We start from the raw sequence: 19,731 nt of genomic DNA, 5'->3' as shown, positions 1-19,731 counted from the left end.
TGGACGTCGAAGTTCACGTTGCGGTAACCTGTATGCGTCATGCGATATGCAGGTTCATGCGACTGGCGCGACCGACGCACCCGTGATGTGATGCCGGCGCAGCGAATCCGCGACGAAGCCCGACGCTTTCATCTCCTCGACGAATTCGCCGAGCAAGGCGGCGGCCGCTTCGCCACGGCTCTTCGGCACGCCCATCGCCTGGCGGATCACCATGAAACGCTCCTCAAGCAGGCGCAGGCCCGACGTTTTCGCCGCGTCGGCTTCGAGCTGCTGCTTCACGCCGGCGGCGACTTCGAGCTGCTGGTCGACGAAGGTTGGCACGACGGCCGGCGACGTCGGCGCGCGCACGATCTGTGCGGCCTTCAGTTCGCGCGTGAGGAACAGGTCGTACGCGCTGCCTTTGCCGACAACCACGCGATTGTGCGACTGATCGACGTCGGCGTTGCAACGAATCGGCGAATCGTCGCGCACGAGGTAGAAGCCTTCGATCAGCACGTACGGCGCGGTGAACGCCACCGTTTCGCCGCGCAACGGATCGACCGCGAAGAAGCCGAAGTCGGCGCGCTCCTCGGTCAGCGCCTGCACCGATTTACCGGCGGCGTCGAACACCACGAGCTCTAGCTCGGCCGACAGGCGCTCTGCGAACGCACGCGCGAGATCGATCGATACGCCGAACGGCTCGCCCGTCGCCGGATCGCGGTTCGCGAGGATGGGGTTGCCGAGATTGATCGACGCGCGCAGTTTGCCGGTCGGGGTGAACGCGGTGAGGACAGAAGGGGCGACGGTCATGTAAGGGCTCGTGGGAATCGAATGCGCCGGTCGAGCGGACGCTCAGGGTTTGAGAATGGCGCTGATGCGCGACAGCGCATCGAGCGTATGGAGCAGGTGCTGACGCAACGCTTCCGATGCTTCCTCGTTGCGCTCGCGCTCGAGCAGTTCGAGCACGTGAAGATGCTGCTTAGCATGTTCGCCGTAACGCGCGCGATCCTGCATCGAGCGATACGACAGCAAGCGACGCACGCGATTCACGCGTCGGATCGTGTCAATGAAGAAGCTGTTGCCCGACGCTTCGACGAGCGATTCGTGGAATCGTACGCCGCGCTCGTGCAACTGATCGGCGGTGTCGGTTTCGATACCACCGGCAAGAAGGTGCTTTTCGACTTCACGGCATCTCTCGAGCACTTTCGGTTCTAGCCGGTAGCCAGGTTCGAGCAGCGCGGCCGGTTCGAGCGCGAGACGCAACCGGTACGATTTCAGCAGGCTGTCCGGCGTCGTCAGCATCGGCGAAAACTGCCAACCGTAGCCGGGCTTGCGCTCTGCCCAGCCTTCTTGGGCGATGCGCCCGAGCACGGCGGTAAGCTGCGCGTTCGTCAGCCCGTAGCGCGTCCGGATCAGCTGTTCGGAAAACTCATCGGGCAGTTCGCCCTTCAGGCGATCGTCGGCGATTTGGAAATACACGCTCGTAATCACGTCAGCCTCGCCGAGCCCGAGTTCGTCGACAACGTCCGACAGCGGCTCGATTACCTGCTTTGCGACGAAGAAGCCGCGATTGCGTTCTCGAGTGAGGATGCCCTTTTCATGCAGGAGCGCGAGTGCCTCGTTGACGGGTGAACGCGACACGCGGAGGCGATCGGCAAGCATCTGTGCGGGCAGGTGCGTACCGACGTCGAGTCCTTCCGTCTTGATAAGTTCGACAATTTGGGTCGCGATGGAGCGGTCGATCATGAGCGTGAGCATTCGGGGCGCCGCGGGCGGCTTCGGTCTCAAGCCTCCTGCGTCGCAAGGTTCTTCTGCAATATCAGCGGGATGACGCCGCCCGAGCGCAACAGCTCACATTCGAGACGGGTCTCGACCGCGGCCGTCGCGCTGACGGGCTCGATGCGTCCGTCTGCGCGCACGATCCGCACGGGCACCGTGCAGCGCGGCGACAGTGCGTCGGCCGGCGCGTCGACCTCGAGCTTATCACCTGGCTGGAGGTCCAGCGTGTCTGGGTGAGTCCCCGCGGCGAAGCGCAGCGGCAGGATGCCCATCCCGATCAAATTCGACCGGTGGATGCGCTCGAAACTCGACGCCAGCACCGCGCGGATGCCGAGCAGCCGCTGGCCCTTCGCGGCCCAGTCGCGCGACGAACCGGTGCCGTAGCGCTCGCCCGCGACGAGCACGACCGGATCGCCGTCCTGTTCGTAGCGCTCGGCCGCCTCGAAGATCGGCAGCACGTCGCCGCTCGGCACGTGCAACGTATGCGCGACGGGCGTGCCCGCGCGCAGCCGGTTCACCAGTGTGCGGTTGTAGAACGCCGCGCGCACCATCACTTCCCAGTTGCCGCGCCGCGACGCGAACACGTTCAGATCGTCGCGATCATCGCCGCGCGACACGAGGAAATCGGCGACGAAGCTGTCCTTCGGAATCGCGCTCGCGGGCGAGATGTGATCGGTCGTCACGTCGTCGCCGAGCACGAGCAGCGGATAGGCACTATATGTGCCGAGCTGACTACGCTGCGACGCCGACGCGAACGGCGGACGGCGCAGCGCGGTCGACGCGGGGTCCCAGGGGAATTGCGCGCTGTCCGGCGCGTCGAGGTCGTGCCACGCCGGGTTCGCGCTCGCTTGCGCGAACGCCCGTGGATAGTCGCGTGGATCGGCGGCCGCGGTCGTGAGCGCGGCAACCGCTTCGCGCGTCGGCCACAGGTCGTTCAGATAGACGGGGCGGCCGTCGGTCGTGTGCTGCAGCGGATCGCGGCTCACGTCGATTTCGGCGTCGCCGGCCAGCGCGAACGCGATTACTAGGGGCGGCGACATGATGAAGCCGAGGTCGAGATCCGGGTGAATGCGCCCCGGGAAATTGCGGTTCCCGGACAGCATCGCGACCGGACGGATCGACCCATCGGCGAGCGCCGCGCGGATCGGCTCGGCCAGCGGCCCCGAGTTGCCGATGCAGGTCGTGCAGCCGTATCCGACGATATCGAAGCCGACGGCCGACAGGTCGTCGACCAATCCGGCACGTTCGAGATAGGCGGCAGCGGCCGGAGAGCCGGGGCCGAGCGACGTCTTGACCCACGCTGGCACCTTCAGCCCGAGCGCGCGCGCGTTCCGTGCGACGAGGCCGGCCGCGATCAGCAGCGCGGGGTCTGACGTGTTCGTGCAGCTCGTGATCGCGGCGATCGCGACCGGATGCTTCGGCATCGTCGGATGCGGATGCGCGGGATGGAACCCGAGCGGCGCGAGCGCGGCGGCCGTCTGTGAATGATCGAGCAGGTCCTGCGGACGGCGTGGCCCGGCGATGTGCATCCCGATGGTCGCTAGATCGATGTCGATCGTGCGCGTGTAGCCCGGCTCGGCATTTGGGTCGAACCACAGGCCCGCTTGCCGCGTGAATGCTTCGACGAGCCGGACCGCCGTTTCGCTGCGATGGGTCTCGCGCAGATAGTCGAGCGTGTTGCTGTCGACCGGGAAGAAGCCGGTCGTCGCGCCGTACTCGGGCGCCATGTTTGCGACGACTGCCCGCTCGCCGGCGCGAAGCGTCGACACGCCCGGCCCGAAGAATTCAACGAATTCTCCGGAGACGCCGATCGCGCGCAGCCGCTGAGTGACGGTCAGCGCGAGATCGGTCGCGAGCACGCCCGCGCGCAACGCGCCGGTGAGCCGCACGCCGATCACGTCGGGAATGCGCTGCATCACCGGCATCCCGAACATCACCGTCTGCGCTTCTAGCCCCCCGACGCCCCAGCCAAGCACGCCGATGCCGTTGATCATCGGCGTGTGGCTGTCGGTGCCGATCAGCGTGTCGGGCACCGCCCAGCGCTCGCCGTCGCGCTCGAGCGTGGTGACCACTGTCGCCAGCTGCTCGAGGTTGATCGTATGCATGATTCCCGTTCCGGGAGGGTGAATGCGCACGCCCGTCAGCGACTTCGACGCCCACCGCAGAAACCGGTAGCGCTCGGCGTTCCGGCGCAGCTCGAGCTTCAGGTTCTCGGGCGCCGCGTCCGGCCGAGCGAAGTATTCGACGGCCAGCGAGTGGTCAACCGACGAATCGACGGGCAGCACCGGGTTTAACGACGCCGGGTCCGCGCCCGCTTCGGCGAGCGCGTCGCGCATGCCGGCGATATCGACGAGTGCCGGCGTGCTGGTCGTGTCGTGCATCAGCACGCGATTCGGCTGGAACGCGATTTCGGCTTCGCTCGTCGAGCGGCGCGTCCAGCCGACTATCGCGTCGACCGCTTGCCGTCGCTCGTCGCCGTCGGTGTTGCGGATCACGTTTTCGAGCAGCAGGCGCAACACCACGGGCAACGCCCGCAGCGTGGCGCCGAACTGGCCGGGGAGATCGATGAAGCGGTACGTCACGCCATCGACCGTCAACCGGGCTTGCGAGGGGGAGTTGGTGTTTTCCATGACTGTATTTTTGCACTTTAACAAGTAAAAATGCAATCTAGTGCTAACCCGAAATACAAAATCAGGAGACACCCGTGACGAAACCAGGCAACGACCCGGACGAAAGAGCGCCGGATCCGATGCGCCGCAGCGTGATAGGGCATACGGCGGCGCTCGGTGTGCTCGCGATGCTCGTCGCGGCCACGGGGCCAGTTTTTGCAGAGGAATCAAGGAAAGCTTTGAAAGGAAAAACACCCATGTTTGCTTACGTCGGATCGCGCACCACGCGCGAACGAAACGCCCGCGGCGACGGGATCAGCGTGTACCGCGTCGACACCGGGACGGGCGCGCTCGAACTCGTGCAGCTCGTGAAGGGCCTGGTGAATCCGTCGTTCCTCGCGCTGAGCGCGAACGGCGAGCACCTGTACACAGTGCATGGCGACCTGAGCGACATCAGTGCATTCAAGGTCGACAAGACTACCGGCACGCTCAGGTTCCTGAATCGCCAGAGCACGCAAGGCAAGAACCCGGTGCATCTCGCGATCGATCCGACCGGCCGCCACGTCGTCGTGTCGAATCACATCGGCGCGAGCGTTGCTGTGCTGCCGATCGCGGCCGACGGCACGCTGCAGGAAGTCACGCAACTCGTTACGCTCGAAGGCCCGATCGGTCCGCATCGCATTGAGCAGAAGCAGGCGAAGCCGCACTTCAATCCGTTCGACCCGACCGGACAATTCGTGATCGTGCCGGACAAGGGGCTCGACCGCGTGTTCTCGTTCCGCTTTCGGGACGGGCGGCTCACGCCGGCTGAGCCGGCGTTCGTCGTCACGCGCGAGACGGCCGGCCCTCGGCACATCGCGTTCCATCCGAACAGCGCGCTCGCGTATGTCGTCAACGAACTCGACTCGACCGTCACGACCTATCGGTACTCGTCGTCGAACGGTGCGCTGACGCCGGTGCAGATCGTGTCGTCGCTGCCCGATACGTACACCGGCAACAGCCGCGCTTCAGAAATCGAGGTCGATCCGGCTGGGCGCTTCGTCTATGCGTCCAACCGCGGCGACGACAGCATCGCCGTGTTCCGCATCGATCCGGCGAGCGGCCACCTCACGTTCGTCGCGGCCGAGCCGACCGGCGGCCGCACGCCGCGCTTCATGACGGGCACGCCGGACGGCCGCTTTATGTACGCGCTGAACGAGGACAGTGACAGCATCGTCGCGTTCGCGATCGATGCCGCGACGGGGCGCCTCAAGCCGACCGGTTTTTCGGTCGCGTCGGGCAGCCCGGTCTGCATGGTGTTCTCGGCACACCGCGCGTAATCCTTCCCGCCCATCAGGAGACAGCCGGCGGCAGGTCCGCCGGCGCACAACCATGAATCAAGCAACCCCTGTCGACGAACGCGCGCTGGTGCGCAAGATCGCGTGGCGCATCATCCCGTTCGTGTTCGTCCTCTACATCATTTCGTATCTCGACCGCGCGAACATCGGCTACGCGGCATTGCAGATGAACAAGGAGCTCGCGCTGTCGAGCGAGGCGTTCGGCTTCGCGTCGGGCATATTCTTCATCGGCTACTTCCTGTTCGAAGTGCCCAGCAACGTGATGCTCAACAAGTTCGGCGCCCGTGTGTGGATCGCGCGGATCCTCGTGACGTGGGGCGTCGTGTCGGTGATCTCCGCGTTCGTGCAGGACGCGACGCAGCTCTACGTGCTGCGATTCCTGCTCGGCGTGGCCGAAGCTGGCTTCTTCCCCGGCATCATCGTGTACTTGACGTACTGGTTCCGCGCGAAGGAGCTCGCGACGACCGTCGCGCTGTTCACGGCCGCGATTCCCGTGTCGTACATCATCGGCGCGCCGCTCTCGACGTGGATCATGGACCACGTTCACTGGCTTCAGTGGAGCGGGTGGCGCTGGATGCTCGTGCTGGAAGGCGCGCCGGCCGTGATTGGCGGGATCGCGTGCTTCCTCTGGCTGACGGACCGTCCCGCAGACGCGAGGTGGTTGACGCCCGGCGAGCGTGACTGGCTGCTGAACGAGCTTGCCAATGACCAGAAAGCACGCCCGAACGCTAAGCATTTCGGCTCGGTCAAGGCGATGACCAACCCAAAGGTGCTGTACCTGTCGTTCATCTACTTCGTCTATCAGTGCGGCAGCCTCGGCGTCGGCTACTGGATGCCGCAAATCATCAAGGGCTTCTCGACGAAACTGAGCCACACCGAGATCGGGCTCATCGCGACGGTGCCTTACGTGTTCGCGACAATCGCGATGGTGATGTGGTCGCGCAGTTCCGACCGGCGTGGCGAACGGCGCCTGCATTCGGCGATCCCGCTGGCCGTAGCGGCGCTGGCGCTGCTTGGGGCCGGGCTCACGACGAACCCCTATGTGTCGATCGCGATGATCAGCCTGAGCCTGGCCGGGCTCTATTCGTTCAAGTCGCCGTTCTGGGCGCTGCCGACGCTTTTCCTCAGTCGCTCGACCGCAGCCGTGTCGATCGCGGTGATCAACTCGATCGGCAATCTCGGCGGTTTCGTCGGACCGTTCATGATCGGCTTCGTCAAGGGCACGGGGCAGAGCGCGACGCCAGGGCTGCTGTTTCTAGCGGCGCTGCTCGTCGTGTCGTTCCTGATGACGTTTTTCATTCGCGTTCACGAAGAAACTTCCGCCGACACACCGTCGGACGTCGTGAACCAGACCCATTGAAACGATGACGCGCAATCCGGTGGCGAGCCGGGACCTATAACCAAAGGAGGAGATCGATTGATGAAGAAGCTTTCATTTTACTTTGTAGTACTTACTTCAATGCCGGCGATCGCGCTGGCGCAAAGCAGCGTGACCCTGTACGGGATCATCGACAGCGGCAGCAATTACACCAGCAATGTGCAAACGGCGCGGACGGCGGCCGGCCTGGTCGGCGGTCGTCAGATCGCGATGATCGAAGGCGGGTCGGCGGGCCTGCAGGGGAGCCGCTGGGGGCTCAAGGGCAGCGAAGATCTCGGCGGCGGTCTCAAGGCGCTGTTCGTGCTGGAGAGCGGCTTCTACAGCAACAACGGCGTGCTGAACCAGGGGGGCGCGATGTTCGGGCGGCAAGCGTATGTCGGCCTGAGCCATCCGATCGGCACGGTCACGCTCGGTCGCCAGTACGATCCCGTCGTCGACTTTTACGGGCCGTTCCTTGCCGCGCCGCAGTGGGGTGGCTACATGACGTCGCACCCGGGCGACCTTGATAATGCACTCAATTCGCGGCGTATCAACAATTCGATCAAGTTCCGCAGCGCAAGCTACCGAGGGTTGACGGTCGAAGCGATGATGAATCTCGGCGGCACCGCCGGATCGTTTTCGACCAACTGGATCTGGGGCGCCGGCGCGTCGTATGTGGCGGGGCCGTTTTCGTTCGGTGCGGGCTACCTGAACGTCCGCAATCCGAACACGTCGTTCTTCGGTGCAAATCCGAATGCCGGCCCGGCGACGAGCAACAACCTCGGCAGTGCCGGCAGTGCAACCTCACCGGAGAGTAATCCCGTGTTCGCCGGCTATGCGTCCGCGAACCGGCTCGAAATCGCCGGTGTCGGGGCGGGCGTGACGCTGGCCGCACTCAGCGTCAACCTCGCGTATTCGAATACGCGCTTCGAGGGGCTGGGCTCGGCGTCGGGGCCGAATGCGCTGCGTTACGCGGGCACCGCGGCGTTCAACAACGTTGAGATCAACGCGAGATATCAGTTTACGCCGTCGCTGCTCGCTGGGGTTGCCTACGACTACACAAGGAACGGCGGTGCCGGTGGCAAGGGCGGCGCAAACTATAACCTGGTCAGCGCGGGTGTCGACTACTTCCTGTCGAAGCGTACCGACGCTTATACGGTCGCCGTGTTCGAGAAGGCGAGCGGGACGGATTCGCTCGGACAACCGGCGGTTGCGCAGATCACCGGGTTAACACCGTCCGCGACCGACAGGCAGGTTTCTTTGCGGGTCGGGATTCGTCACAAGTTTTGATGTAGGCGGGGCGAATCGAGTGGCGCCCGTAGCGCCGAATTCGGCAGGGGGTAATGACACGGGGCGAGCCTCTGATTGCCCCGTTTATATTTTGCCGCGACTTCCGTATGGACGACCTGCGGCGGGTGCTTGAAGAACGGTCCCGCAAGTCGGCGCCACGCCTGGAAGTCTTCCGATTGACGGAAGTGCACCATGTGGTCGTCCACGGTTGTCCATTTTACGATCCCCAGGTAGTCGCCGCTACGCTCGATCACACGGTGCAGCTCTGCTGCCGCCGCATCCTCTCGCACGGGTGAGCAGTGGAAGAGCCCTGGCGACGGGGGGCCTATGTGCCTCGTCAAGCAGTAGGGGCCGAGTTGGGTTGGTAAATGGCGCCGTCGCACAGCATGGCGAACAGGACGTCACAGCGTCGCCGTGCCAGCGCGATGAGCGCTTGGTTGTGGCGCTTGCCCTGCTGGATCTTGCGCGCGTAATAAGCTCGCGAGATCGGGTCTCGCAAGGCTGCGAAGGCGGATAGGAACAAGGCGCGTTTGAGCACCTTGTTGCCACGCCTGGATGGATGTTCACCGCGGATGGATGAGCCAGAGCGCCGGGTGACCGGGGCAAGGCTTGCGTAGGCCGCCAGGTGGGCGGCCGAAGCGAAGGCTTTGTGGGCGACTTCGGTCAGGAGTCTGGCGGCGGTCCTGATGCCGACTCCCGGCATGCTGGTCAGGACCGGCCAAAGAGGGTGAGCAAGCACCAGTCGCTCAACTTCGGTGGCGACCTCGTCGCGCTGCTTGCGCAAGGCCGCAAGCTGCTGGGCCAAACGAGGCATGACGATAGTGGCTGCTTGCGTGCTGTCCACGACCACGGCTTGTTCGTTCAGCGCCTGAACGATTTCGGCCGCCAAGCTCTTGCCCATACGGGTGCATGGTTGGCGCGGACGGCGGTAACAGTTGTGTGCGCCGCACGCTCGACGCGCCGTTAGAAGGCCGCACGAAGCCGAATCAATGGGTGATCGACTTGCGCAACAATCCGATTGGCTCTCCGCATGTCTATCTGCATTGCGACGCGCGGCGGCCCCACGTTTCGGCGGCGCTGCCACACGGCATCCGGCGCTTCGAATTCATGGTGATGCCGGGCGAGACGGAGGCGGAACTGTCGAAGTCGGGGAACAAGGCGGCGTTGGTGTGCGGGGTTGTCGACGATCCTGAGAGGGTAGACTACATTCGTCGGCGGGTCTATACGCACAACGCGCGGCTCGCGAGCACGTTCCGCGTGAAGCGCATTCTGCTCGCGGGGGCGCCGCGCACGTCATGCCGGTGTGCTAGGGTCAGGGTTACAACAGCGGCTTCGCGATGCCAGCAATCTCGGCTGGATGCTCGCTATGGTCGTGCAAGGCACGGCGCACGATGCGTTGCTCGATACCTACACGGCGGAGCGGCGCGCCCATGCGCGCTCAATGATCCACCTCTCGGAAGTCGTGGGCGATGGCTTCGCACCGAGGAGCTTCTTCGGATCGAAAATGCGTGACGCGTTCGTTCGCTGCTTCGATGTGTTGCCCTCCATGAAGCGCTATTTCGTCGAGATGCGCTTTAAGCCAATGCGGCACTATGAAGATGGCGTTGTGCTTCTGGCGCGACGTGAGCGGTCCGAAGGGCGGCTCGCGTGCATGGTCGCGAAGCCCGGGCACGGTGCGTTCTGGTGGCCGGTCGGTCTGATGAGCGAGAAACGCGAATCGCTGATCGGGCAGATGGTGCACGGCCGCGATGCGCAGGCTGGCACTCCCGTGGGCCGCATGTTTATCCAGCCGCGCGTGCGTCTCGAGGATGGCAGCATCGTCCGGCATCGCCGATGCGATTGGCAACCGCTTCGCGATCATGGGGTGGGGCAGGGACCCGACATTCGGCCTGACTCCCGACGCGCGTCGCATATGGACCGCGCTTTGGGGGGGCGTGATCGCGAAGCCCGACCCGCAGCTCGGCTTCCACGATGACGTGCCTGAAGACGTGATCGACATTGGCGATGTCGACTCGCGCCTGCGCGACTGGTTCGCTCGCGTGCCGGAATCTGTCGTGCTGTTGCGGACGGACCGCTTCGTGGCCGGAATGCGCTCGCCGCAAGGCGTGTCGGGTTGCGTGTCGCTGCTCGCGCAAAGGCTGTCGCTTCCCATGACAACGAGGGCGACGACAAACGGCGCGACGTCCGCGTATGCCGCCGACCTGGTAGGGGCCTGAGATGCCGATTCAGCTCGAATGTATGTCGCACACAAACGGCCGTGCGCTGGAAACCCTATTGAGCGTCACAAGGAGTCGGACATGAGCGCAGCCCCGTCGACGGCGCAGGTGCCAGCGGACCCAGCAAGCTGCAACTCGCCACCATCGCCGCAGGGGCAGCAATCGGCTTGGCGATAGGCTATGCTCCGGTATTCAATGCGACTGCTGGCGTATTCGCACCCGGCGTGCTGCTTGAGTTCCATTGGAAGCGGGAGCAGGCGCCCATGTCCTATGCGGCGTCAATGGGTGGGCTCACTGCGGCGAGCCCGTTCGTCGGCATGCTGATGGATCGCTTTGGGGCACGCCGCATGATTCTTGTCTCTGCAATTGCGTTCAGTCTTGCCGTGGCGTGCATGGGGCTCAGAGCGGCGCCATTGGCGCCTGGATTGCGCTATCGGTAATGATTGGTGTGTCGGGTGCCGCAACGTCAGTGTTCGGTAATCTCGCGATCCTTCCAAAGCAGTTTGACCGGCGTCTCGGACTCGCGACGGGTTGCGCAATGGTCGGACTGAGTGTCGGCACGGCGGCCGCACTAACGGGATCCCAGCACCTCATCGCTGCGTTCCACTGGCGCCACGCGTACCAGATCATCGCGTGCGCGTCGGTCGCGGGCTCGCTTCTTACCTGCGCGCTGATCCAGAAGCGAACGGTGGCGCTGCGTCCACAAACGCACGATCGCGCTATTGACATCCCAGCCGCAGAACAGAGATTCTTGGTGGTCAAGTTGGACACAATCGCCTTGGTCGCTTTTCTCGCTTTGAGTGCGACACTCTCGCTCAATCCGCATTTGCCCGTGCTGCTGGCGGATCGCGGCTTGTCACCCGAGTCAGCGGCGAATTGCGCGTCTCTTATCGGCGTCGGAATACTCGTAGGGCTCCTGCTTTCCAGCATACTGATCGATCGACTTCATTCGCCACTTGTCAGCGCGGGTTTCCTTCTCACTGGCGCGTCAGGGTATTTGGTGCTCGTGAACGCTTGGTCCCTGCAATCGATGCTGCTCGCGAGTGCCGGCATCGGCCTCGCGATAGGTGCAGAGGATGACTTGCTTTCCTATCTGTCTGCGTCTATCTGGGGTTGAGGCGTTTCGGCCTCTACTACGGCATTGCGTTTGCTGGCTACGGATTCGGCGCAGTAGTGGGCCCCCTTGTGGCTGGCAGCTTTCTCGACCTGTATCGCGACTACGCATTGCCGCTTCAGATCGCCCCGATCGTGTTGGTCATCGCGAGCGTGCTGCTCATCTCGCTCGGCATATCGTACGTTGTGGTCGAGTCAGCCGGAGGGCAAGTTCGTGAGTGCGGACAACTGAATGCAAGGAGCGACAGCGGAAAATAACCCGTTGTTGACCCAAAGTCGGCAGCGTGGACACCGGATACCGGTGCCCCATCGTTTTCTTACCCCGCGGCCAGTCGAGGGAACAGACGTTCCGCGTTACCGCGATAAATCGCTTGTCGCTGCGCGTCCGTCAGCGGAAACGCTTCGAGCATCCGGGTGAAATCGACCGACCGGTCCTTGTTCGCATACGGCCAGTCGCTCCCGAACGTAATCCGGGACGGATCGGCGAACGCAAGCAACGCCGGCAGCGCGTAGGGGCTGCTCGAGAGAGCCGTGTCGAAGTAGAAGCGTCTGAGTCGCGCCAGGCCGCCCTCGTTGCTGTTGTCAGGCGACACAACGCGCGCAATTCGCTGCGCTGCGTAGGGGACAAACCCGCCCGCGTGCGACAGCACGAATTTCACGTCAGGAAAGCGCTCGAGCCAACCCGCTTTCGCAATGTTGATCGCCGCGCGCGTCGTGTCTAGAAGAAAGTCTGCCACATACGGCGGAATCCCGGCCACCGGGTCACAGGGTAGATCGCCCGGGTGGATGAAGACGACTGCCTGACGGCGGTTCAGTTCGTCGAACAGCGGTGCCCAGGATTCGTCACCCAAGTACGTGCCCCGTACACTACTGATCAGCACCACGCCGTCCGCACGGAGTGTATCCATCGCATAGGTCGCCTCCGCGATGGCGCCTTCGACATCCGGTAGCGTCAGGGTCGCGAAGAACCCGAAGCGGCCGGGGTGTCGCGAGACAACGCCGGCAGTGAATTCATTGACCTCCCGTGCCTTCTCGCGTGCCTCGATGTCATCGCCAAGATGAACCCCAGGTGTCGATACCGAGAAAATGCCTGTAGCCGTACCCTCCGCTTCCATCAGCTCGAGCGCTCCTTCTTCGCTCCAGTGCGGGATCGGAAGACCTCCCGCCGTGATGCCGCGACTTTCCAGCCACGCTGCGAATGACGGCGGCACGATGTGATGATGTGTATCGATTTTCTTAGGCATTTTGCATCTCCTGTTTGTGTTGCGCGACGCTAGATCTTCGCGCGCTCTGCGGACCCTCCACACCGGACTAACGAAGCTAGCAGGACCGTCAAATCGTTCTCCGGCGTGTGCGAGGAATGCACCGACAAACCGCTTTCGGCGTTTATTGAGCATGCCCGGGGAGCCTCAATGTGACCCCGGCTCAGGGATCAGTTCTGCGTGAACAACCTCCTGGTCCCGACGACAACGTCATGCGGGAATTTTCCATTTTTAAATGCGACAGTTTTGTGGGCTAGGGTCACCCGACATCGACGGGTGGGGGCCGCGAGCATGGCATCTCGTTACTCTTGCTGTTGATGCTCGTTCCACGAAAGGCGCGGTGAATTTGCGCATTCAATCTTCGAAGGAAGTTTGTGCTTTGCAATGCGTTAGAATTCTTCGCTCAATTTTGCGCATCAGAAGTGCCGCGCCTCCACCGAACCCCATGACCATGCCGAATTCGATACTTGACGCCCTCGATTACCAGATCGTCCGTGAGCTACAGGACGACGGACGGCGCGCGTTCCGCGAGATCGCGCGCAACGTCAACGTGCCGGAAGCGACGGTACGCACGCGAATCAAGCGACTCCAGGATTCGGGCATCGTGCAGATCCTGGCCTTCACGAATCCTTGGAAGCTCGGTCGAGCTAAGCTCGCAGTGTTATTCGTCGAGGTCGATCCGCGGGATCACGATCGCACTGTCGATCACCTTGGTCGCTGGTCCGAGGTAGTCTATCTCTCGACCATCCTCGGCGACGCAGATCTGTGTGTCCAAGTGCTGTGCCGCGACGACGAAGAACTCTTTGTGCTCCAGCAACGCATTCGCGGGATGCCCGGGGTACGCGAAGTGCGCATGGTGCACGAGGTCAAAGTCCACAAGATTCGCTTTACGCTGCCGCCGCCCGAGCCGGAAACCGAGTAAGTCAGATAGCGCATGCTGCATTGTGTCGCCAAAAAAAACGGCCTTTGCCTCATGTTGCGCAAAAAAGACGACTTGATTTCGCGCGTTGCGTAGCATCAAGCGCCTCGATCTGGTGCATGTCGCCGGAGCTTCGAGAGGCGTCGCCATCCCTTTCCCCCGATTTCTCCCTCTCCGCTTGACGGTGCACGCCTTGTCGCACCGCTCTTCACGTCGTCCTGTTGACCCGTAGGACAGTCCTGCGCAAACACAGTGCGTTACGCACGTATTTTGCGCATAGTTGTGTAAACGTCTTTCATGGATGCGCAATATGAAGTTATAGGGGTTAAAAAGTATACACATGCGCAATTTGAGAGCTTAGGATCCACTCATCGCGTGCTAGCCGCCGTTTAACCCCGACACGAGAGAGATTCCATGCGTACGACGTATTCCGGCCGCGCCTTGGCGAGCGGCTTCTGCCTCGATGGCCCGCGGGCGGGACGACACACACCGGCCACCCGCGCAACCCTTCAAGCCTTCGTTGAAGGCTGTACCGCACGGTTGACTGCGCAACCGGGAGCACCGCGATGAACGCGCATGACGAACTTATGGCGAGCGCGCCGCAAAGTGCCAATGCTTCGGCGGACACGGGGGCGCTTACCCACGAACTGCATCGCAACCTCACCTGGAAAGACGCGTTCTGGGTCACGAGCGGTGTACCCGTGAGCGTGCTCTTCACGATCGGCGGCGTGGCCGCGACGATCGGCCAGCCTGCATGGTTCATCTGGGTCGTGGCGATCCTGATTGGTTTCGTGCAGTGTTTTACCTACGCCGAAATTTCGGGCCTCTATCCACACAAGTCCGGCGGCGCTTCGGTGTATGGCGCGCTGGGCTGGGTGCGTTACAGTAAGTTCGTAGCGCCGGTGTCGGTTTGGTGCAACTGGCTGGCCTGGTCACCGGGGCTCGCGCTTGGTACGAGCCTCGCGGCTGGCTACACGCTCAGTTGTTTGTTTCCGGCCACCGCGGCGATCAACACGTGGCACCTCACGCTGCTCGACCTGAGTTTTATCAGCAAGGGGCTTACGCTGCGTATCAACGCGACCTTCGTGCTCGCGCTGGCTTTTCTGCTGATCACATTCAAACTCCAGCACGCAGGCGCTTCGGCTGCGGCCCGCACGCAACGCATCCTCGGCATCGCCTCGCTCGCGCCATTGGTGCTCGTCTCGCTCGTGCCGATGTTCACGGGCGACATGCCCTCGACCAACTTTCTGCCGATGCTACCGCTTACGCACGACGCGACGGGCGCCGCTGTGATGGGCCACTGGAACGCGGCGGGAATCAGCACGGCGATGGGGGCGATGTTTCTTGCTTGCTGGTCGACCTTCGCGTTCGAGACGGCCGTGTGCTACACGCGGGAATTTCGTGACCCGAAGAAGGACACCTTCAAGGCGATCTTCAGCTCCGGCCTGTTGTGCCTATTCATGTTCGTGCTGGTGCCCATCGCGTTCCAGGGCGAACTCGGCCTGAAGGGAATGCTGGCGACCAGCGTGGTCGATGGCTCGGGCGTGGGCGCGGTGATGGCGGGCTTCGTTCACGGCGGCGCGGTGGTGTTCAACGTCATAGTTGTGATGATGGTGCTGTCGATCCTGCTGCTCGTGATGACCTCGATGATGGGTTCGTCGCGTACGCTCTATCAGGCGTCCGTCGATGGCTGGCTGCCAAAGTACCTCTCGCATGTGAACGAGCACGGTGCACCTACGCGGGCTATGTGGACCGACCTCGCGTTCAACGTGGTGCTGTTATTGATGTCGGACTACATGACGGTGCTCTCGCTCTCGAACGTTTGCTACATGATCTTCGTGTTCTTGAACTTGCAGTCCGGCTGGATTCACCGGCTCGATCGCGCCGACTGGCCGCGTCCGTATCGCTGCAGTAACTGGGTGCTCGGGTTGGGCGCGTTGTGCGGTTTCATCGATTTGGTTTTTGTGGGCGCGGGCGCGAACTTTCAAGGCGAAAATACCTTACGAAACGGCCTGATCGCCATGCTGTTGATCGTGCCGGTGTTCTGCTATCGCCACTACGTACAGGACAAGGGGCGCTTCCCGGAGTCGATGCGATGCGATATCGAACTCAGGCACCCGCGCGCTGGCATCCTACCTTACCTCGCGCTCGCCGCGGCCATCGCTGTAGTCTGGACCAGCGCGAAGCTGACCGTAATCACCTGATGCCCTAAACGAAACTTAAGCGTCTGCCGCACTCCGTTTGTCCGTGATTTCGGTGCGTTTCGGCGAGCGGCAGGGGGCAGCTTGCACCTTAAATTTCGTAACCTTCGAGTTTTGCGATGATCACTCATCCGTTCGCCACGCCCAGGTGGGTTCAATGGCCCGACAGGAAATCGGCCGCTGTGTCGCTGACCTTCGACGTCGACACGGTGACTGGTTTTCCCGGCGAGAACACACGGTATGCACGCCGTCCGACGAGCATTTCGGAACGACGCTTTGGCGCGGTGCGCGGCGTGCCGCGTATTTTTGAACTGCTGCGTCGCCACGATATCGCTGCGACGTTCTTTGTGTCGGGCGATACGGTGGTGCGGTATCCGGAGCTCGTTGCGCAAATGCTAGGCGAGGGCCACGAAGTGGGCCATCACGGCCACATGCTTCTGCTCGGTGACAAAGCCTCGCCCGAACAGCAGGCCGAGGATATGCATGCGGCCCTTGCTGCACTCGCGAAAGCAGACGCGCCGAAACCGGTGGGTTATCGTTCCTCGTCGTGGGAATCCACATTGGAAGCCTTGGATCTATTGATCGAAACTGGTTTTCTCTACGACTCCAGTTGTATGGGCGACGACCGGCATTCCCGTGAGACCTGCGAAGGCCGCTCGATTCGGGAGTTGCCAGTGCACTGGTCGCTCAACGACTACCCGATGTTTGTCTGGACCATTGCCAACGGCGGAAATTTCAGTGTGCTGCGCACGCTCATGGATACCTGGCTGGCCGAATACGAATCGACGCGCCGTGACGGTCGCCACACGACCTTCACGATGCATCCGGAAGTGATCGGCCGTGGCTCGCGGTTCAACCAGCTCGAGCGCTTCATCGAACGCCTCGTCGCCGATGGCGACGTCTGGTTCGCGCGTCTGGACAAAGTCGCTGAATGGGCCGAACCGCATCTCACTCAGGAGACTCCATGAGCGCCGTGTTCCGCTCGACCCCGATCGAGTCGCTCGCTGGCGGCTCGGAATTTGGCAGGGTGCATTTCGCGAAGGCCCGCATCGGCACCGAACGCTGTTCAAACGCGCACCACGAAACCGTGGGGCGCATTGACTCCGAGGAATGCATCGCGGACGAGCAAAGAGAAATTCCGTCCGGACATCTCACGAATCCCGAGGAAATTGCCGGCACGGTGGCCTTCTTCATCTGCGACGAAGCTGCCTTCATCATCGGCCAGTCGATTGCAGTCAATGGTGGCGCGCTCGTCGTAGGCGCCTGATTTATCTCCTACTTCAAGAGGTTTTCATGTCTACGCAACCTTCTCTTCGTATTCAGGCCGAACGCGCGATGCGCCGGCAATGGTTCCCGGTCGCGCGCTCTGTAGATCTGGCGACGCCGCAAAGTGCCACATTGCTCGGTCAGCGCCTTGTAGTCTGGCGTACGGAATCGGGCCACGCGGTCGTACAGGATGCGCGTTGTCCGCATCGTGGTGCCGACTTCTCGCTCGGCAAGGTGCACGGCGAGAATATCGCGTGCCCGTATCACGGCTGGCAGTTCGCCGCTGAGGGAGGCAAGTGCTCGCACATCCCATCGCTCGAAGACCAGTGCAAGATTCCCCCCAATGCCGCGATTCGTACCTATCCTGTGATCGAGCGCTTCGCGCACGTCTGGACCGTTCTCGAGGACCCGGCGACCGAGCTTTATGATCCGGCGCACTGGCGTGAACTCGAACTGGACTGGCTTGCCGCCACGCCGTTACAGGCACCCACGGGCGTGGCAACCGCCATCGAAAACTTCCGCGATGTCGCGCATTTCCCGTTCGTGCATGAGGTGTCGATGGGGCCGTCGAAACACGTGATTGAGCCGCTAAATGTGCGCCGCGAAGGCCTCGATATCTGGATGGATCGCCCGCTCGATGCTGGCGACGGCGACTGGGGTAACGACGGTGACTGCATGATGCAGTATCACTGCACGGCGCCCGGCTTCGAGTCAGTCACCTACGTCTACGAAGAGCTTGGCAAGCGAATCGTCGCGGGTTTTCCGTCGCCGGTCGCCTATGACGAAGTGCGGATTTTCTGGGGCGTAGCAATCGAACCGGGCTTTCGCGGCGCGGATCTCCAGGAATGCTTGCGCATTGAAGAAATGGTCTATCTAGAAGATATCCGCGTGGCCAACTCGATGCAACCACGTGAAATAGACTGGGATGGCCATGTGGTCGAGCATTCGGTACCTGCCGATCTGTTTACGCTCAACTACCGTCGTGCATTCCGGGAATTCATCGAACGTGCGCAGCCGCTCACCCCCGTGTTTCCCATCGAAGTGACGGCGGCGGTATGAACACGCGAGCCGCCTCTATTTTCGAAGCGTGCATTGTCGCCATGCGCCTGGAAGCGGAGAACGTGATGTCGCTCGAGCTGCGCGTGCTCGCGGGCGCAGCGCTGCCGGTTTGGCAACCGGGCGCGCACGTCGATCTTGTGCTGCCTTCCGGTCTCGTGCGCCAGTACTCACTGTGCGGCGATCCGCAGGACAGGACGTGTCTGCGCATCGCGGTGCTGCGCGAGGAAGCGGGGCGAGGCGGCTCGCGCGAAGTGCATGACGCGCTGCGTGTGGGGCAGGCCATCACGCTATGCGGGCCGCGCAATGCGTTCGAGCTCGGGCCTGCGGACGACTATCTGTTCGTCGCGGGCGGAATCGGCATCACACCGCTCATGCCGATGGTGCGCGCGGCGCAGCGTGCGAACGCGCGTTGGCGCTTGCTATACGGCGGCCGTACGCGCGCGTCGATGGCGTTCGTCGGCGAGTTGCAGACTTTCGGCGGTGAGCGCGTGGCTATCCTGCCCGCCGACGAAACGGGCCTGCTCGATCTCGATACGGTCGTGACCGCCGCGCGCGCGGGCGCGCAGGTCTATAGTTGCGGTCCGGGTGCGCTGCTGGATGCACTGGTTGCGCGTTTCGATGCGGCGGGAATCGTGCAGCAACTGCATGTCGAACGCTTCGGGGTGGCACCGTCCGCGGCTTCGGAACAAAGTCGGGGTGAGCTGCGAGTGATCCTCGCGCGCAGCGGCACGCATGTCGATGTGCCGTCCGATTGTTCGGTGATGCACGCGCTGCGCGCAGCGGGTCACGAGGTGTCGTCGTCCTGTGAGCAGGGCATATGCGGGATATGTGAGACGCGTGTACTGGACGGAGTCCCAGACCATCGCGATCAACTGCTGACGGAAAGCGAGCGCCAGCGCGGCGACGTGATGATGGTCTGCGTTTCGCGCGCGCTTACGCCTACGTTGACGCTGGACCTCTAGAGCACCTAGGCGAGGAATCAGTTCACCAATCACTTATATAGAAAATTGTAATAAGGAATGCAAATGGAGTATGTGGTTGACGTGATCGCGCACCGCGCGCAAATCGGCCTGCACTGGGCGAACGCGAAGGACGACATAGATGCGCTCGCTGCGTGGGCGGGGCATCGCCCAGCTGGGCATGGGTCTGTGCGTGGAAGTGCGGGCCCCTGATGGGCGGATCGAAGTCGTGAGCGTAGCGGATACGCAATCGCTCGCGCTCGGTGTGCAGGGGTATCTGGAATGGCAGTACGTGGACAACCCGCTTTCGCGGGCGATTATATGCAGCATTCGGCGTGGAATGCCGCGTAGCGCGTGAGGCGAAGGACGCAACACAATCCTGCGC

The 19,731-nt window shown here is 62.8% G+C and carries 16 protein-coding genes and 2 pseudogenes; 13 read left to right on the top strand and 5 right to left on the bottom strand.

Annotated features, from left to right (window positions below):
- Positions 1-54: 54 nt before the first annotated feature.
- The 3 genes from AQ610_RS12610 to acnA are packed head-to-tail and all read right to left on the bottom strand — an operon-like array spanning position 55 to position 4,388.
- Positions 55-789 carry an ABC transporter substrate-binding protein gene (locus AQ610_RS12610; protein ID WP_006029487.1) on the bottom strand — a complete coding sequence of 245 codons (735 nt, stop codon included), beginning with the start codon at positions 787-789 and terminating at the stop codon, positions 55-57.
- 42 nt (positions 790-831) lie between these two features.
- Positions 832-1,725, bottom strand: a complete 894-nt coding sequence (locus AQ610_RS12605) for a GntR family transcriptional regulator (protein WP_043283327.1) — start codon at positions 1,723-1,725, stop codon at positions 832-834.
- Between the two features lie 38 nt (positions 1,726-1,763).
- The gene (acnA, locus tag AQ610_RS12600; protein ID WP_043283314.1) at positions 1,764-4,388 is read right to left on the bottom strand and encodes an aconitate hydratase AcnA; all 2,625 of its coding nucleotides are present in this window, start codon (positions 4,386-4,388) and stop codon (positions 1,764-1,766) included.
- A gap of 236 nt (positions 4,389-4,624) precedes the next feature.
- Here acnA and AQ610_RS12595 point away from each other — a divergent pair, with 236 nt between their 5' ends.
- From AQ610_RS12595 to AQ610_RS12585, 3 genes are read left to right on the top strand one after another with little or no spacing between them, the layout of a single operon-like run.
- Positions 4,625-5,686 carry a lactonase family protein gene (locus AQ610_RS12595; protein ID WP_009912298.1) on the top strand — a complete coding sequence of 354 codons (1,062 nt, stop codon included), beginning with the start codon at positions 4,625-4,627 and terminating at the stop codon, positions 5,684-5,686.
- Positions 5,687-5,738: 52 nt separating this feature from the next.
- Entirely contained in the window at positions 5,739-7,064 is a 1,326-nt protein-coding gene (locus AQ610_RS12590) for an MFS transporter (protein ID WP_006029491.1), read from the top strand.
- 60 nt (positions 7,065-7,124) lie between these two features.
- Positions 7,125-8,351: a porin gene (locus AQ610_RS12585; protein WP_006029492.1), complete on the top strand. Its 1,227-nt coding sequence runs from the start codon at positions 7,125-7,127 to the stop codon at positions 8,349-8,351.
- A 337-nt stretch (positions 8,352-8,688) separates the two neighbouring features.
- On the opposite strand, the pseudogene AQ610_RS12575 reads toward AQ610_RS12585, so the two are convergent.
- Positions 8,689-9,255, bottom strand: a pseudogene (locus AQ610_RS12575) (IS110 family transposase); the annotation flags it as partial.
- Positions 9,256-9,260: 5 nt separating this feature from the next.
- Here AQ610_RS12575 and AQ610_RS12570 point away from each other — a divergent pair.
- From AQ610_RS12570 to AQ610_RS33500, 3 genes and pseudogenes are all read left to right on the top strand, one after another.
- Positions 9,261-10,567: pseudogene (locus AQ610_RS12570) on the top strand (FAD-dependent monooxygenase); the annotation flags it as partial.
- 224 nt (positions 10,568-10,791) lie between these two features.
- A complete protein-coding gene (locus tag AQ610_RS38380) occupies positions 10,792-11,007 on the top strand; it encodes an MFS transporter (RefSeq protein ID WP_050802904.1) in 216 nt (71 codons plus the stop codon).
- The gene (locus AQ610_RS33500; protein ID WP_052687565.1) at positions 11,007-11,684 is read left to right on the top strand and encodes an MFS transporter; all 678 of its coding nucleotides are present in this window, start codon (positions 11,007-11,009) and stop codon (positions 11,682-11,684) included. The genes AQ610_RS38380 and AQ610_RS33500 overlap by 1 nt, the downstream gene beginning before the upstream one ends.
- Before the next feature lie 313 nt (positions 11,685-11,997).
- On the opposite strand, the gene AQ610_RS12550 is transcribed toward AQ610_RS33500, so the two are convergent.
- Complete coding sequence (locus AQ610_RS12550) at positions 11,998-12,924, bottom strand: amidohydrolase family protein (RefSeq protein WP_043283316.1); 927 nt, start codon at positions 12,922-12,924, stop codon at positions 11,998-12,000.
- A 463-nt stretch (positions 12,925-13,387) separates the two neighbouring features.
- Here AQ610_RS12550 and AQ610_RS12545 point away from each other — a divergent pair, with 463 nt between their 5' ends.
- From AQ610_RS12545 to AQ610_RS12515, 7 genes are all read left to right on the top strand, one after another.
- Positions 13,388-13,864 (top strand): Lrp/AsnC family transcriptional regulator, encoded by a 477-nt coding sequence (locus tag AQ610_RS12545; protein WP_009914492.1) that lies wholly within the window; start codon positions 13,388-13,390, stop codon positions 13,862-13,864.
- Between the two features lie 584 nt (positions 13,865-14,448).
- Positions 14,449-16,065 (top strand): trimethylamine N-oxide permease, encoded by a 1,617-nt coding sequence (locus AQ610_RS12540; protein WP_045554910.1) that lies wholly within the window; start codon positions 14,449-14,451, stop codon positions 16,063-16,065.
- A gap of 116 nt (positions 16,066-16,181) precedes the next feature.
- A complete protein-coding gene (locus AQ610_RS12535) occupies positions 16,182-17,030 on the top strand; it encodes a polysaccharide deacetylase family protein (protein ID WP_009914494.1) in 849 nt (282 codons plus the stop codon).
- The gene (locus AQ610_RS12530; protein ID WP_006029499.1) at positions 17,027-17,329 is read left to right on the top strand and encodes an SDR family oxidoreductase; all 303 of its coding nucleotides are present in this window, start codon (positions 17,027-17,029) and stop codon (positions 17,327-17,329) included. The genes AQ610_RS12535 and AQ610_RS12530 overlap by 4 nt, the downstream gene beginning before the upstream one ends.
- A gap of 26 nt (positions 17,330-17,355) precedes the next feature.
- Positions 17,356-18,387 carry a Rieske 2Fe-2S domain-containing protein gene (locus AQ610_RS12525; RefSeq protein WP_043283317.1) on the top strand — a complete coding sequence of 344 codons (1,032 nt, stop codon included), beginning with the start codon at positions 17,356-17,358 and terminating at the stop codon, positions 18,385-18,387.
- Between the two features lie 65 nt (positions 18,388-18,452).
- Positions 18,453-19,349: a PDR/VanB family oxidoreductase gene (locus tag AQ610_RS12520; RefSeq protein WP_231748923.1), complete on the top strand. Its 897-nt coding sequence runs from the start codon at positions 18,453-18,455 to the stop codon at positions 19,347-19,349.
- Between the two features lie 139 nt (positions 19,350-19,488).
- On the top strand, positions 19,489-19,704 hold the full coding sequence (locus AQ610_RS12515; RefSeq protein ID WP_009914497.1) for a gamma-glutamyl-gamma-aminobutyrate hydrolase family protein: 216 nt from the start codon (positions 19,489-19,491) through the stop codon (positions 19,702-19,704).
- Positions 19,705-19,731 lie beyond the last annotated feature (27 nt).

The organism is Burkholderia humptydooensis, assembly GCF_001513745.1.
GTDB lineage: Bacteria > Pseudomonadota > Gammaproteobacteria > Burkholderiales > Burkholderiaceae > Burkholderia > Burkholderia humptydooensis.
This window is presented reverse-complemented; position numbering and strand designations above follow the sequence as displayed.

What these genes read in the sequence shown, in the direction of transcription:
- AQ610_RS12610 (WP_006029487.1), bottom strand. Translation starts at nt 789, where the DNA reads ATGACCGTCGCCCCTTCTGTCCTCACCGCGTTCACCCCGACCGGCAAA.
- AQ610_RS12525 (WP_043283317.1), top strand. Translation starts at nt 17,356, where the DNA reads ATGTCTACGCAACCTTCTCTTCGTATTCAGGCCGAACGCGCGATGCGC.
- acnA (WP_043283314.1), bottom strand. Translation starts at nt 4,388, where the DNA reads ATGGAAAACACCAACTCCCCCTCGCAAGCCCGGTTGACGGTCGATGGC.
- AQ610_RS12545 (WP_009914492.1), top strand. Translation starts at nt 13,388, where the DNA reads ATGACCATGCCGAATTCGATACTTGACGCCCTCGATTACCAGATCGTC.
- AQ610_RS12605 (WP_043283327.1), bottom strand. Translation starts at nt 1,725, where the DNA reads ATGATCGACCGCTCCATCGCGACCCAAATTGTCGAACTTATCAAGACG.
- AQ610_RS33500 (WP_052687565.1), top strand. Translation starts at nt 11,007, where the DNA reads ATGATTGGTGTGTCGGGTGCCGCAACGTCAGTGTTCGGTAATCTCGCG.
- AQ610_RS12585 (WP_006029492.1), top strand. Translation starts at nt 7,125, where the DNA reads ATGAAGAAGCTTTCATTTTACTTTGTAGTACTTACTTCAATGCCGGCG.
- AQ610_RS12530 (WP_006029499.1), top strand. Translation starts at nt 17,027, where the DNA reads ATGAGCGCCGTGTTCCGCTCGACCCCGATCGAGTCGCTCGCTGGCGGC.
- AQ610_RS12595 (WP_009912298.1), top strand. Translation starts at nt 4,625, where the DNA reads ATGTTTGCTTACGTCGGATCGCGCACCACGCGCGAACGAAACGCCCGC.
- AQ610_RS12515 (WP_009914497.1), top strand. Translation starts at nt 19,489, where the DNA reads ATGCGCTCGCTGCGTGGGCGGGGCATCGCCCAGCTGGGCATGGGTCTG.
- AQ610_RS12550 (WP_043283316.1), bottom strand. Translation starts at nt 12,924, where the DNA reads ATGCCTAAGAAAATCGATACACATCATCACATCGTGCCGCCGTCATTC.
- AQ610_RS12540 (WP_045554910.1), top strand. Translation starts at nt 14,449, where the DNA reads ATGGCGAGCGCGCCGCAAAGTGCCAATGCTTCGGCGGACACGGGGGCG.
- AQ610_RS12520 (WP_231748923.1), top strand. Translation starts at nt 18,453, where the DNA reads ATGTCGCTCGAGCTGCGCGTGCTCGCGGGCGCAGCGCTGCCGGTTTGG.
- AQ610_RS12590 (WP_006029491.1), top strand. Translation starts at nt 5,739, where the DNA reads ATGAATCAAGCAACCCCTGTCGACGAACGCGCGCTGGTGCGCAAGATC.
- AQ610_RS12535 (WP_009914494.1), top strand. Translation starts at nt 16,182, where the DNA reads ATGATCACTCATCCGTTCGCCACGCCCAGGTGGGTTCAATGGCCCGAC.